We start from the raw sequence: 14,062 nt of genomic DNA on the forward strand, positions 1-14,062 counted from the left end.
ACTGGTGTGACCTCTTCTATACTGATTTTTGCCGTGGTCATTTTTCGCCGCAGGCTGTTCAGGGAGAGCAACCTCAGCGAGGTAGCGCAGTATCTCATCCATTGACCCACCGGGTGCTTCCGGTCTCTGCTTTCGAGAAAGTCCCATGTTAAATCTGGCTACATTGCTTGAAGAGAGTGCGCGTTCATTTGCCGATCGTCTGGCGCTGGTGCAGGAGGATGTTCAGTTTAGCTACACCACGTTGAATCAACGTGCCAATCAGGTCGCTAATTTACTGATTGCCCGTGGAGTGCAGCCCGGTGAAAGGGTGGCGCTGGCTTGCCCGAACAGTTGGGAATTTCCCGCTATTTACTATGGCATCCTCAAAGTCGGTGCGGTGGTAGTCCCTTTGAACACCTTGTTAAAAGCGGGGGAGTTTGAATATTACCTGCAAGACTCGCAGGCGGTGAGTTTCTTTTGTTTTGAGGGCCACGCCGGATTGACGCTGGGGGAAGAGGCGCGACGTGCCTTTGATACTGCAGAGCATTGTCGTGATTTTATTATTATCGGCGACAGCCTGCCGCTGGCGGGGGATCGCTTCAGCCAGGCCATCCGCACCCAACCCACCGCTTTTGACAGCGTCACCACGCTGGAATCGGATACTGCCGTGATCCTTTACACCAGTGGTACCACCGGCCGCGCCAAAGGGGCGGAATTGACCCATTCCAATTTGGTATTGAACGCCCTGGGCTCGGTGCAGCTGTTCAATAGTTCGGTAGAACATCCCGATCGTCATTTGGTGACGCTGCCGCTATTTCATACTTTTGGTTCCACCGTACAGATGAATGCCGGTTTTGCTTTGGCGGCAACGCTGGTCATGGTGCCGCGTTTTGATGCGAAGCAGATCATTGCGCTGATGCAAAAGCACGCCATCACCTTCTTTGCCGGGGTACCCACCATGTACTGGGCATTGCTGAACGCGCTGGATGATACGGCGGATCTTGCCCTGTTACGTAAAAACCTGCGCATGGCGGTCTCCGGCGGCGCCAGTTTGCCCGTACAAATCATCGAGGACTTTGCCCGGCGCTTCGGCGTTAATATTCTTGAGGGCTATGGCTTATCAGAAACCAGCCCGGTGGCTACCTTTAACCATCCGGGCCGGGTCAATAAAGTCGGCTCTATTGGCCAGCCCATCTGGGGGGTTGAAGTCCGATTGGTCGATGTCATCGGTAAAACGGTAGAGGGCACAGATCAGGTCGGCGAGATTGCGGTGCGTGGCTACAATGTGATGAAGGGCTACTTTAACCGTCCGGAAGCCACGGCCGAGGTACTGGAAAACGGCTGGTTCAGAACCGGAGATCTGGCGCGCCGTGATGCCGACGGCTTCTATTTTATCGTCGACCGGTCAAAAGATGTGATTATCCGCGGCGGATTTAACGTCTATCCGCGTGAAGTTGAAGAACTGATGATCCGTCATCCGGCGGTGTCATTGGTGGCAGTGATTGGCGTACCGCATCCGTCGTTGGGCGAAGAGATAAAAGCGGTGGTGGTGTTGAAGGATGTGGACGAGCCGGTGAGTGAAGAACAGCTGATCGCCTGGACCAAAGAGCGGCTGGCGGCGTTTAAATACCCACGCGTCGTTGAGTTTGTGGAACGGTTACCGATGACCAGCACCGGCAAGGTGATGAAACGGTTGCTGCGTTGAAGGAAGCTCTTTGAAATAATCCCGGCCTGCAGCGCAAGCCGGGAGAGGTAATGCATTAACCTGGGTAAATGCCACGCTCTTTACGTGCGGTCAGGATACGCTCACAGGCGACGATATATGCCGCTGTGCGCAGGCTGCACTCTTTCTCTTCGGACTTGTTCCAAACGTGAATCATGGCGTCGGTCATGATCTTGTCCATACGCTCGTTGATTTCGCTCTCGCTCCAGAAGTAGCTGGCCATGTCCTGCACCCATTCGAAGTAGCTGACTGTTACGCCGCCGGCGTTACAGATAACGTCAGGTACTACGGTGATGTTGCGTGAACGCAGCACGTCGTCCGCATCTGGGTAGGTTGGGCCGTTAGCGCCTTCCAGAACCAGTTTGGCGCTGAGGATTTCTGCACGTTGACGGGTAATCTGGCCTTCCAGCGCAGCTGGGATCAGGATATCCATGTCTACGGACCAGAAAGCTTCGCTTTCGATTTCGCTGGCGCCAGGGAAACCGGCAATTTGCTTGTTCTTGGCCTGCCATTCGGTCAGCGCTGCCAGATCGATGCCGTTGGCGTTGAACAGGGTAGCGGAGTGGTCCTGAATCACCACCACACGCGCACCGATACCAACGAACAGGCGGGCGGCTTCGCTGCCCACGTTACCAAAGCCCTGAACCGCAACCTTGGCACCTTCGATTTGCACGCCCAGACGTTTCGCCACTTCACAGCCGGTAACGAATACGCCGCGACCGGTAGCTTTCTCACGACCCAGAGAGCCACCCAGGTGGATAGGCTTGCCGGTAACCACGCCAGTGATGGTCGTGCCGTGGTTCATGGAGTAGGTATCCATCATCCAGGCCATCACTTTGGAGTTGGTGCCGACGTCCGGTGCCGGGATATCTTTCTGTGGCCCGATGATAAAACCGATTTCGCTGGTGTAGCGACGGGTCAATCTTTCCAGCTCGCCTTCAGACAGTTTGAAAGGATCGACGCGGATCCCCCCCTTGGCGCCACCGTAGGGCAGGTTGACTGCCGCACATTTGATGGTCATCCAGGCTGACAGCGCCATGACTTCATCGAGATCAACGTCCGGGTGATAACGGATGCCGCCTTTACCCGGGCCGCGCGACAGGTTGTGCTGAACGCGGAAACCTTCGAAATGGCGGATTGAACCGTCGTCCATCTGCAGTGGGATATCAACGATCAGCGCACGCTTCGGGTGACGCAGGGTATCAACCCAACGCGACAGATCACCCAGGTAAGGCGCAACGCGGTCGATTTGTTGCAGATAGGTGGCCCAGGCCGTTGTGCTGCTTTCTGAAGCGTAGGATAGCTTTTCCATAACCAACCTTTTTTATATAGAGGTGTTTATTTTGTTTAACCGTGGATTACTAAGTGCATAACACTTTTGCGACGCCAAATTTACCATTAAAAGCACGGCTTGTTAGCCCCCCCTTGGCGGGCTGCGGAGCGGTTTCCAGCGGGTTTTTCGACGCAAAAATGAATAGTTAATTACTTTTTCAGGAGAGGGTAGTCGACTACTCATACTTTATGCATAAAAAATGCATAAAACCCGTTTTTATCTATTTTTCAGAACCTTGAATGTGATCAAAAAGTTTCATTTTATTTAAGTGTCGTGTTGACAATGCCGTTTCCTGACGCCAGAGTTAAATTCATGTTAAATCTTGGTTGGTCGCGTTTTTTTCTTGAATGGGAATAATCACAACCCACTGATATCAAGGTCTTTATCCTCCACGCTCATGCTTCGCATGCAAAATGTGGGCTGGCGCTCAGTTCGAACAGTCGTTTTCTGAGACGGACAGATATTTACTTCCCTTTAACAAAAGGGCGGGCAGCGTTTGGCCTGAATTTCTTTTTTGCCGGTAGAACGCCAACGGCGTTTCACTCCTGCTGCAGCGGTGAAAGCTGCTTAATCGCCTTAATGACGGACAGGTAACACCATGACAAAAAGTAAGCAACATCGGTTGAATACCCATTCAACCGAGGGGCACGACTGCGCCCAAACATTGCAACGGGGTCTGAGCGAACGGCATATTCAGCTTATTTCCATCGGCGGGGCCATAGGCACCGGGTTGTTTATGGGCTCGGGTAAAACCATCGCGCTTTCCGGCACTTCTATTGTTTTGACCTACGTGATTGTCGGCTTCTTTATGTTTATGGTGATGCGGGCGATGGGCGAATTATTGCTGACCAAGCTCGACTATCGCTCGTTTGCCGATTTCGTCTCCGAATACCTGGGCCCCAAAGCCAGTTTTTTTCTCGGTTGGTCTTACTGGTTGAGTTGGGTGGTAACCTGCATTGCCGACGTAGTGGTGTGCGGCGGTTACATACAGTACTGGTACCCGGAGGTTTCGCCCTGGCTGCCGGCCTTGCTGACCCTGGGGCTGCTGTGCCTGTTCAATATGCTGTCGGTGAAGATGTTTGGTGAAGCAGAGTTCTGGTTTGCCATCATCAAAGTGATTGCCATTATCGCGCTGATCCTGACCGGTGCCTGGATGGTGTTTATTGGCTGGACCTCACCGGATGGGGTTAAGGCCTCGGTGAGTAATATCACCGACCCCAATATCTTTATGCCGCACGGCATATTCGGCTTCTTTGCCGGCTTCCAGATTGCCATTTTCTCCTGCACGGGTATCGAGCTGCTGGGCACCATGTCGGCCGAGACCAAGGATCCGCAGAAGGTGCTGCCCAAGGCGATCAACGTGATCCCGGTGCGGATCATCATTTTCTATGTATTCTCGATGCTGGCGATTATCGCCGTGACCTCATGGAGCCACGTTTCGCCGGACAGCAGCCCGTTCGTTATGTTATTCGACCAGGCTGGTTTGCCCGCCGCCGCAGCAGTGATTAACTTTGTCGCCTTGACCTCCGCCATGTCTTCGGCCAACAGCGGGGTTTATTCCAGTACCCGCATGCTGTATGGCCTGTCGATGGAGAAACACGCGCACGGACAGTTCAAAATCCTGTCACGCACCACGGCAATTCCGATCCGCAGCCTGATGTTCTCCTGCTTCTGTATGGTGGTGGGCACCATGCTGTTGATCCTGATGCCGAATGTGATGACGCTGTTTACCATTGTTTCTACCGTGGCGGCGATACTGGTGGTTTACAGCTGGGGTATGATCCTGGTGGCCTATCTGGTTTATCGCAAACAACAGCCCGAACTGCACGCCCGTTCTACCTTCAAAATGCCGGGCGGGGTGATCATGACCTGGCTGACGTTGGCGTTCTTCGCTTTCACGCTGGTGCTGATGGTCTTTGACCGGGATACGTTGATAGCGCTGTGCAGTATGCCGCTGTGGTTTATCGCCCTGGCGATAGTTTGGCGCTTCAGGATCAAAAACAGCCTGGCGCGGGAAGACTATGTGTATTACCAGGCTGGCCAAGAGGCTGAGTAGGATCGGAAAGTCAAAAAAGGGCGAGGGCGCCCCCTAAGAAGCCCTCGCCAAAAAGTGGCAGAACCTGCCCGGGTCTACCTAAAAGGGTCTAAACGATAAAGTCGGTTTGAGCGTTGACTTGCCCCACGATATTCACCAGGAAATCAGGCTGCCAGCCGTGATTCCCGACGTCGTGTCCGTGCAGATCCAAGGCCAGAACGCTATTGTTGCCGCTGCTGCTTATCGTCGCCTCGTTGCTGTTGCCGCTAAAGCCCCCGACGAACTGGATATCGGTGGCGAAAGCGCTCAAATCAATCTTGTCGACGCCGGTGGTGAAATCCATGATCTTGTCCGGTGCTTTGACGGTGGAGTCAGACGCCGCGGCAAAAGCGAAGATATCTTTACCTGCGCCGCCCCACAAAGTGTCGGCCCCTGCGCCACCAAAGATAAAGTCATTGCCGGCACCGCCCTTCAATACGTTGTTCAACGCATTACCCACCAGGACATCGTTGCCGCTGCCGCCGATGGCATTTTCAATATTGGTGCCCTGAGTGATCGACACGTTACCTTTCAAACCGCCGACGTCAGAAAATGCCCCTTGATTTAGGTTAATACGTTGATTGGCGCTGTAGCCGGAGAAATCAAAGGTGTCATTACCACCGGTATCCCAGGCGCTGAAGATCACTTTGGTGGCATTACTGTTGGCGGAGAGGTAGTCACGCTGGGTATTGGAGTTAAAACCGTAAACGGTATCGCCAGAAAATGCATGGGTGTTGGCACCGTACAGGTATTGCATGGCCGCAATGTCATCCATCAGCGGGCCGGACGCGTAATGACCGTTGAAGTCACCAATGGCCGGTTTACCCGCTGGGTTGAGTTCGGAAAAATAGCTCATGATCGAAAACTGATTGGTGTCTTCCACATACTTGGCATCCTTTTGATAGGTAGCTCCATCGCCATTATAGGTTCCTGGGTGATCAAGCCCCAGAGCATGGCCAAGTTCATGGGTAAAGACTTGAGCACCATAACCGCCGCCAGAACCCGGTTCGCGGTTTTCGGGAAGATCAACAAACCACACCTGGCCCGAGGCATCGTGTCCCCAATCGTCAACCAAAGGCTCGCCATTGTCATCAAGCGTGTGGGGAAAGAAGCCGTAGTTACTGTCGCTTTTAGGTGTTGCGGTGAAGTTGCCGAATTTGATCTGCGCATCCTGGCTTTGATTGGCCGGCAATGCTTTAAACGTCAGATTGGCGACATCGGCCCAGGCCTGCAACGAAGCTTTGGCATAGGCTTGCTGTTTAGCATCCAGCCCGCTTAAACCACCGTCACCCTCAGTATTGAACTGATGTTCGCGCCAGGTAGGGAAGGCGTAAGTCAGGGTAGCGCCTTTCCCCAGGTGTGCATCAGAACCAACGCCATTCCAGGATTGCAGGTTGCGGGCCAGGTTCTCACCGGCCGCCAGTGCGCTGTCGGAGGGGCGGCCATTCAGAGTGTAATCACCACGTTCCTGATAATGCCAGAACAGATCAATGCTGCTATAAACTCCAGAATCATCTCTATCGGCCCATACAGACTTATCATATTGGCTGTAGATATAATTTTGTTTAGTCATTTGGTCATGCCCTCGAGTTAAGTAAATCCATTGACGCACTGTAACGTTAAGCCCTGTTATTCCCTTGGCATTGATAATGGCGAAATAAATTTAGTGCTGATTTTTTATTGGCTTTCACGATTAAAAAATCTAGTCATAGGCTGCCAGGCTGTAAACTCTCATTAAGTAAAGAGTGAATTCACCACTGGGAAGTAAATGTCGGTCAGGCATGACTCCTTTTTTATGCTGAATTTACAGCAGCGATCGTTAATTTTTTTGTGCCATGCCGATTATCTCTATCGCTACACGATAAAACTTTCTCTGATGATCACAGGGTTGAAACTCTATGACTGAAACCAAATGGGTCATGATCGTTGATGGGGTGACGGTTTTTTTAGCCAATGTTAAATGAACAAGGCACTCGCCTAATATTCGGTAAACCTCACCGTTGATATCTTTGTTGCTTCCAAAAAGGCCATAGAGTTTGTAATCCATCTCGTTATTCATTGCATTTCTCTTGATGGTGGAACCGGGTTAATAAGGGTTGACACTGTTTTAGTCGTAGCTGTTCATCTGAGGTAAACTGGCCTGTAAATGAGTTTTGATAAAGTCCACGCAGGTACGAATAAGTTGCGTTTTTTTCTCCTGGTTTTTGATCACCGCGATAATATCTGCCGATTGCTGATATTGAGGCAACACTCTGACCAAAACCCCAGATGCCAGCTCTGACGCAACGCTCCAGACCGGCAGCAGGGCAATCCCGTGATTTTTGACGGCCCAGGTTTTCACAACGTCGCTGTGGCTGCTGGAAAGTGAGCCTTTCACCTTAAGCTTGCTTTCCGATGCGTTGCGGCTGTCTGTGAGCCGCCATAGCCCCATACTTTCCTCGCGGGGGCGATACAGTATGCAATTATGGTTATTGAGTTCATCAAGTTCCTGTGGGGTACCCTGGCGTTTGAGATACAGCGGCGAGGCGCAAAGGACCCGAAAGCTGCTGGCTATTTTATAAGCCACCAGATGGGGTTCTTTTGCACTGCCGATGCGGATATCGATATCAATATCGTCGGCAATCAGGTCATTTTGTTGGTTGGTCAGATCCAGCCAGATGTTTAACCCTGGGCTCTGTCGCTGCATCAAAGACAAGACCGGTGCCAGATGATGCAGCCCAAAGTAGGCATTACAGCTGATCCGCAGATTGCCGCTGGCAACGTCCTGCAAGGCATTGATGCCCAGGATGGCATCTTCAACATCACCCAGGATCTCTTTAACTTTAATAAAAAAGAATTCGCCGCTTTTACTCAACATCACTTGACGGGTAGTGCGAACAAACAGCTTGGTATCCAATGCTTTCTCAAGGGAATGGATACACTTTGTCACGTATCCCGGGCTGATACCGAGCTCCTGTGCAGCCCGGTTGAAGCTAAGCCACTTGGCAACCAGGAGAAACAGATTCAAATGCCACAAAGATATCTGTTTCGGCAAGGATTTAAGCAGAGACATACGGTTCTTCTCATATAAAATATGCGGGTATTTAATGTCACCTCACACCTTCATAGTGGAATGGGTGACTTAAATCAGCAGTGAGGTTAAATGCAAGTATTCGCACAGTTTAATGATAATAAGCCATGTGTAAATTCGAATTGGCGTTAATGACTAAATTTCAACATGGTGAAGGTGCTGTTTTATTTAAATATATTAATAGGATATAAGCTTATAACTAAAAATAATTTTATTTACCAATTCGATGGAGTTTTCCTATTTATTTGATGGAATTATATTAATGATTTTATTTTTCCACTCAGTAGAAGGTGACTGATTTTAATTTATCTCAGATAAGTCGTATCATTTGATACTACCCCAAAAGATCGTTTGAATTTCTGAATGGCTCCGATATAGTTGTTCAATACAACCACATCGGAGCCCTCATCATGTCGACCACCCAACCAAGCCCGTTTTTACAACCGATCAGGGATGCGTCACGCCATCTGGTGCGAGAGCTGGGCTTTATGGGCAATACCCTTGCCGGCACAGATTTGCCGCCGTCTGCGGTACACGCATTGATTGAAATCGGCGATCGGCATGTTGATACCGCGGCTGAGCTTTGCAACTTGCTCAATCTGGAAAAATCCAGCGTTAGCCGCATGCTGAATAAACTGATCAAAGCCGGAGAATTGGTGACTTTGCCCAGTGAGCGAGATGCCAGGGAAAAAATCCTGCGGTTAACGGATAAAGGGCAACAGACTCTGGCAGGGATTAACCGGTATGCCGATCATCAGGTTCTTAACGCGCTGCAACAACTGCCAGCTGGCGCCAGCGCAGGTATTGCCGGAGGCCTGCAGAATTATGCTGCGGCGTTACGCGCTCACCGTTTGGGTGAAGTATCAGTTTCTGCGCCAGCCATCGAGATTGTCAGCGGTTATCTGCCTGGGTTTACCGGTAGAACGCTGGAAATGCACATGCAATATTATTCGCGCACGGTGGGGTTTGGTGCCTTTTTTGAAGCTGCCGTCGGCGCAGCGCTGGCCGATCTCGCCGGGAGGCTGTCGCATCCGCTAAACCAGACCTGGTCTGCATTGAGCGATGGCCGCATTGTCGGATCGGTTTCAATTGATGGGGAAACCCTGGGGGAAAATCGCGCCCACCTGCGTACCTTTATCATCGATGACAGTGTGCGTGGCAGAGGCGTAGGCCGTCAACTGCTGAACCGGGCGGTTAGTTTTTGTGATGAACAGGGCTTTGATGAAACCCATTTGTGGACCTTCAAAGGGCTGGATGCGGCCCGGCATCTGTATGAAAGCGTCGGTTTCACGCTGGCAGAAGAGCAGCCGGGCACACAATGGGGTCAATTGATGACCGAACAGCTATTTATTCGCCCTCAAGTTGCCCGAGGTTGACGTATTTGGTTTCGAGATACTCATCAAGCCCGATGGCGGCGCCTTCACGACCCAGCCCGGATTCTTTGACACCGCCAAAGGGAGCGACCTCGGTCGAAATAATACCTTCGTTGATGCCAACCATGCCGCTTTCGAGCTGACGTGTCACACGAAATGCGCGTGCCAAATCGCGGGTATACAGGTAAGCCGCCAGTCCAAAGGGCGTATCATTGGCGCGGCGGATCGCCTCATCTTCATCGTGGAAGCGGAAACAGGCGGCCAGCGGGCCGAAAGTTTCTTCATGCGCCAACTGCATCCGTTCGTCGGCATCGGCCAACACCGTTGGCTGGAAGAAGGATCCACCAAGCGGGTGACGTTCTCCGCCGCACATCAGTCGCGCCCCCTGGTTTATAGCGTCCTGCAGATGAGCCTCCACTTTTTCTACCGCTTTCAGGTGGATTAACGGGCCTTGCTGCGCGCCTGGCGTCATGCCGGGAGCCACTTTCAATGCCCGCGCGGCATCGGTCAGCCGCTGGACAAAGCGGTCGTAAATGCCGTCCTGAATGTAGAAGCGATTGACGCACACGCAGGTTTGGCCACTGTTCCGGAATTTGGCCGCCATTGCGCCCGCCACCGCAGCATCTATGTCGGCATCGTCGAACACGATAAACGGCGCATTACCGCCCAACTCCAGCGACAGTTTTTTCACCGTATCCGCCGCCTGGCGCATCAGCAGTTTGCCGACCGGCGTGGAGCCGGTAAACGACACTTTGCGCACCAACGGGCTGGCCATCAGTGCGGCACCGATGGCCGGGGTATCTCCGGATACGGCGTTAATCACCCCTGGTGGCACTCCGGCCTGTTCGGCAAGTACGATCAGCGCGAAGGCGGAAAGTGGCGTCTCGTTAGCGGGCTTGATCACGGCGGTGCAACCGGCTGCCAGTGCGGGGCCTAATTTGCGCGTCAGCATCGCCAGAGGGAAATTCCACGGCGTGATAGCAGCAATCACGCCGACCGGCTCTTTAAAGGTGATGATTTGGTTACCGGTCTTGGTCGCCGGAATGGTCTGCCCATAAGCGCGTTTGGCCTCTTCGGCAAACCATTCGATAAAGCTGGCGGCGTAAGCGACTTCGCCCTGGGCTTCGCTCAATATCTTGCCTTGCTCGGTCACCATCAGCTCAGCCAGTGCAGCCTGATTTTCCATGATCAGTTGAAACCAGCGTTGCAGGATTTGTGCTCGTGCCTTGACGGGCAAGGCACGCCACGCCGGTAGGGCCGCAGCCGCCGCGGCGATGGCCTCGTTGGTGTCTGCGCTGCCGACCGAAGCGACCTCGGCTACCGATTCACCGGTGGCGGGATTACTGACCTGATAGTGCTGCGTACTGGTGCGCCATTGGCCGTCACAGTACCAACCGTTGCGCAGTAAAGAAGAATAGTCAGTCATGCAATGTTCCTTGTGTCGATATTATCCATGGCAAATAGCCCGTTGGCGGGGCGGCTCTCACGCGTTATACGCTTACCGGCGGTGTAATCATTGATGACATCGCATGGGGTATAGTGGCGTTCCAGTTCGTAGCGCTCATCCTCACTGAGCGTGGTAGACAACGCACTGACGGCGCTGTCTATTTGCTGCACCGTATCGGCCCCGACCAGCATGCAATCGACCCCCGGGTGGCTGAGCACCCAGGCCTGGGCAACCTGCGCCGGAGGGATGCCCCGTAGCGATGCCACCAGGCTGACCGATTGAGCCACGTTGCGCGAAGTGGCGTCGGCGTACATTTCCTGAGTGAAGAAATCTGTCTGGTTACGCACCGAGTTGAAATCGCAGCTTAATAAACCGCGCGCCAGTGGGCTGAATACCGATACGCCCAGCCCCTGATCGCGGCATAAAGGGATCATCTCCCGTTCCTCTTCGCGGTAGGCGCAGTTGAGTTGCAATTGCATGTTGATGGGTTTGACGAAGCCGTGGCGCTCACATATCCATAGAATTTTGGCCAACTGCCAGGCATACATGGTCGATACGCCGACATAGCGGGCTTTGCCGGAGCGGACGATATCGTTCATCGCCGACCAGGTTTCTTCAATCGGCGTATTCACATCGAAATAGTGCAGCATGTAAATGTCGACATAATCGGTACCCAGGCGGCGCAGGCTGGCGTCAATGCTGGCCATGATGTGCTTGCGTGAATGCCCCTGATTATTGGAGCCGCCACCAATCGGATAACCGACTTTGGTGGCCAACACCAGTTCGTCGCGCTGGGCCAAACGCCCAATGATATTGCCCACCACTTCTTCGCCCGCACCGCTGGAGTAGAAATCCGCCAGATCGATAAAATTGATACCTTGTTCCAGCGCATGGCGGATCAGCGGCTCACTTTGCTGTTCGTCGAAGATCCAGGGTTTCCACTGTTTGCTACCCATGTTCATGGTGCCGAGACACAAACGGGAGACTTTCAGCCCACAATTACCAAGATTGATGTATTCCATGGGGTTTTCCTCAGGCACGCGGCGTATAGAAGGGGTTAGCCAATTGCGGCAGGGCGTCGGCCAACTGGCTGCGGTTGGGCAAGCGATTCATCGCGGCGTGGATCGCCTGACGGCAGGCGCGATAGTTATTGCGATACACCTCGTCCAGATTGTCGCAGGCCGGGTTGACCCAGTTGGCAGTCACGATACACCACTGGTCTTCGGCCTCCGGCGGCAGAATACCTTCGAGCAAGGCTTCGGCCACCGCTTTGGCGATCGCCGCCTGAGAAGCTCCCCAGGTGGCGTTGCCATGCAGTTCGCCGCTGATTTCAGCCTTGTTGACATACAGGGTCATTGGCTTGGTCGGCACGTTGGGTTTTACCACCACCATAAACGGGCAGTGGCCCTGGCTGGGGGACGCCAGGCTGGAAGAAAATGCCTGACCGACCACACCATCACGCGGTCCAATCATAATATTGATGTGCGAGGCGTTTACGCCATTCCCCTCAAAGCCTTCACCGATATACATTTCCACGTCATTACTCCTGTTTTCAATAAGATGGTGTTATTTAGCTGATGTCAGCAAAGCATTTTCTGCGCGCTGCGCTGGATCCTGGCTGGCATCCACCAGGGTTAATCCTTTGGTTTCCGGCGCCCAGGCGATGGAGACCAATGCGCCAATAATTAAAATCACCGCCAAAATGCCGGTGGTGGCGGGCATGCCATAGTGGACAATTGCCAACGGCAACAGACCGGTGCCGATAGCCGATCCCAAACGGCTCATTGAGGTGGCGAAGCCGACGCCCATCGATCGCACTTCCGTCGGGAAGCTTTCCGCCGGGAAAACGCCGACCAGATTGCTGACCGCCGACATCACCAACGTAAAGGCGGCAAACAGGGCAATCAGCCAGGCCGTTTGGCTGGCGGGAATGAGGCTCAGCAGAATCAGACAGGCGGCCAGGAACACGAAGGCGCCAATCAGGAAACCCCGTCGTGAACAGAACATCGTCAGCACAATGCCCAGCAGTGCGCCGACGATCAGCAGACCATTGAGCAACAGGTCAGTAGAGAAGTTTTGATCCAGGCCCATCACCTGCAAAATCGACGGCAAGAAGGTATAAATTGCGAAGTACGGGATCACCAGACAGACAAAGAACAGGCTGTTGAACGCGGTACGGCGACGATAAAGGGGGCCAAACAGCGACATAAAGCGTGGTTTGCTGAGGGTCGGCGCTTCACCGACCAGCATCACATTCGGGCCGAAATAGCGATGAACAATCGCCATGGCCTGATCGCGACGGCCTTTGCCCAGCAGCCAGCGGGGGGATTCCGGCGTGCCGATACGCATGATCAGAATGATGAATGCCGGCACTGCGGAAGACGAAAGTAGCCAACGCCAGGCATCCGGGCCCATCGCCGTCAGGAAGTGACCGGCAAATCCGGCCGCGACATAGCCGAAGGTCCAAATCACGCTGAAGGATCCGAGCAGCACGCCACGGTGTTTACGCGGGGAGAACTCGGCAAGCATGGTATGCCCGACAGAAAAGTCACCGCCGAGCCCGATGCCCACCATGACCCGCAGCAGGAACAGTTGCTCCGGCGTAGTGGCAAAGAATTGCAGCGCTGAGGCGAGGGTGATCACCACAAAGCTGAAGCAGAATATTTTTTGCCGTCCAATGTGATCGGCGATCCAGCCGAGGGCCAGGCTGCCGATAAACAGCCCGATCAACGCTGAGCTGCCGAGCATGCCTTCCCAAAAGGCGGAGATCCCCATTTGTGGTTTGATTTGTGCCAGGGCGAAACCAATGACGCCCAGTACGTATCCGTCAGTGAAGTGGGCACCAAATGTCAGCCCGGCGATTTTGAGATGGAATCGGTTTAAAGGGACGTCATCCATACGAATTTGTTGCGATGTCAGATTTTGCATTGACCTGTCCTCCGGTAGGAGCGGTGTAGGGTTATTGTTAGATTTTTGTTTTGAATGCGTGAACAATGTGGCAGCAGAACGGGGTATTCGGCGAGTGCGTTTTAGTCATACCCTCAGGTGGAAAATGCATGTGAT

At 53.2% G+C, this 14,062-nt stretch carries 11 protein-coding genes; 3 read left to right on the forward strand and 8 right to left on the reverse strand.

What is annotated here, in order from left to right:
* Positions 1-145: 145 nt before the first annotated feature.
* Positions 146-1,684, forward strand: coding sequence for a long-chain-fatty-acid--CoA ligase (locus FCL49_RS02190; RefSeq protein ID WP_174352227.1), 1,539 nt, complete (start codon positions 146-148; stop codon positions 1,682-1,684).
* Between the two features lie 55 nt (positions 1,685-1,739).
* Here FCL49_RS02190 and FCL49_RS02195 read toward each other — a convergent pair whose 3' ends face one another.
* The gene (locus tag FCL49_RS02195) at positions 1,740-3,014 is read right to left on the reverse strand and encodes a Glu/Leu/Phe/Val family dehydrogenase (protein WP_153860393.1); all 1,275 of its coding nucleotides are present in this window, start codon (positions 3,012-3,014) and stop codon (positions 1,740-1,742) included.
* 619 nt (positions 3,015-3,633) lie between these two features.
* Between FCL49_RS02195 and FCL49_RS02200 the strand changes: the two genes are divergently transcribed.
* Positions 3,634-5,091, forward strand: a complete 1,458-nt coding sequence (locus FCL49_RS02200; RefSeq protein WP_174352228.1) for an amino acid permease — start codon at positions 3,634-3,636, stop codon at positions 5,089-5,091.
* 88 nt (positions 5,092-5,179) lie between these two features.
* On the opposite strand, the gene FCL49_RS02205 is transcribed toward FCL49_RS02200, so the two are convergent.
* The 3 genes from FCL49_RS02205 to FCL49_RS02215 form a co-directional block, all read right to left on the reverse strand.
* A complete protein-coding gene (locus FCL49_RS02205) occupies positions 5,180-6,682 on the reverse strand; it encodes a serralysin family metalloprotease (protein WP_174352229.1) in 1,503 nt (500 codons plus the stop codon).
* A gap of 246 nt (positions 6,683-6,928) precedes the next feature.
* Positions 6,929-7,168: a hypothetical protein gene (locus FCL49_RS02210; RefSeq protein WP_174352230.1), complete on the reverse strand. Its 240-nt coding sequence runs from the start codon at positions 7,166-7,168 to the stop codon at positions 6,929-6,931.
* A gap of 48 nt (positions 7,169-7,216) precedes the next feature.
* Positions 7,217-8,161 carry a LysR family transcriptional regulator gene (locus tag FCL49_RS02215; protein ID WP_174352231.1) on the reverse strand — a complete coding sequence of 315 codons (945 nt, stop codon included), beginning with the start codon at positions 8,159-8,161 and terminating at the stop codon, positions 7,217-7,219.
* A gap of 428 nt (positions 8,162-8,589) precedes the next feature.
* Here FCL49_RS02215 and FCL49_RS02220 point away from each other — a divergent pair, with 428 nt between their 5' ends.
* Positions 8,590-9,555 carry a bifunctional helix-turn-helix transcriptional regulator/GNAT family N-acetyltransferase gene (locus FCL49_RS02220; protein WP_174352232.1) on the forward strand — a complete coding sequence of 322 codons (966 nt, stop codon included), beginning with the start codon at positions 8,590-8,592 and terminating at the stop codon, positions 9,553-9,555.
* Here the strand turns inward: FCL49_RS02220 and FCL49_RS02225 are convergent.
* Genes FCL49_RS02225 through FCL49_RS02240 form a run of 4 tightly spaced genes read right to left on the reverse strand, consistent with a single transcriptional unit; the run spans position 9,527 to position 13,927 of the window.
* On the reverse strand, positions 9,527-10,978 hold the full coding sequence (locus FCL49_RS02225) for an NAD-dependent succinate-semialdehyde dehydrogenase (protein WP_174352233.1): 1,452 nt from the start codon (positions 10,976-10,978) through the stop codon (positions 9,527-9,529). The two genes, FCL49_RS02220 and FCL49_RS02225, sit on opposite strands and share 29 nt — an antisense overlap.
* The gene (locus tag FCL49_RS02230) at positions 10,975-12,021 is read right to left on the reverse strand and encodes an aldo/keto reductase (protein WP_174352234.1); all 1,047 of its coding nucleotides are present in this window, start codon (positions 12,019-12,021) and stop codon (positions 10,975-10,977) included. The genes FCL49_RS02225 and FCL49_RS02230 overlap by 4 nt, the downstream gene beginning before the upstream one ends.
* Before the next feature lie 10 nt (positions 12,022-12,031).
* A complete protein-coding gene (fae, locus tag FCL49_RS02235; protein ID WP_174352235.1) occupies positions 12,032-12,535 on the reverse strand; it encodes a formaldehyde-activating enzyme in 504 nt (167 codons plus the stop codon).
* Positions 12,536-12,565: 30 nt separating this feature from the next.
* Entirely contained in the window at positions 12,566-13,927 is a 1,362-nt protein-coding gene (locus FCL49_RS02240) for an MFS transporter (RefSeq protein WP_174352236.1), read from the reverse strand.
* Between the last annotated feature and the right edge of the window lie 135 nt (positions 13,928-14,062).

Source organism: Serratia proteamaculans (genome assembly GCF_013337185.1).
Taxonomy (GTDB): Bacteria; Pseudomonadota; Gammaproteobacteria; order Enterobacterales; family Enterobacteriaceae; genus Serratia; species Serratia proteamaculans_D.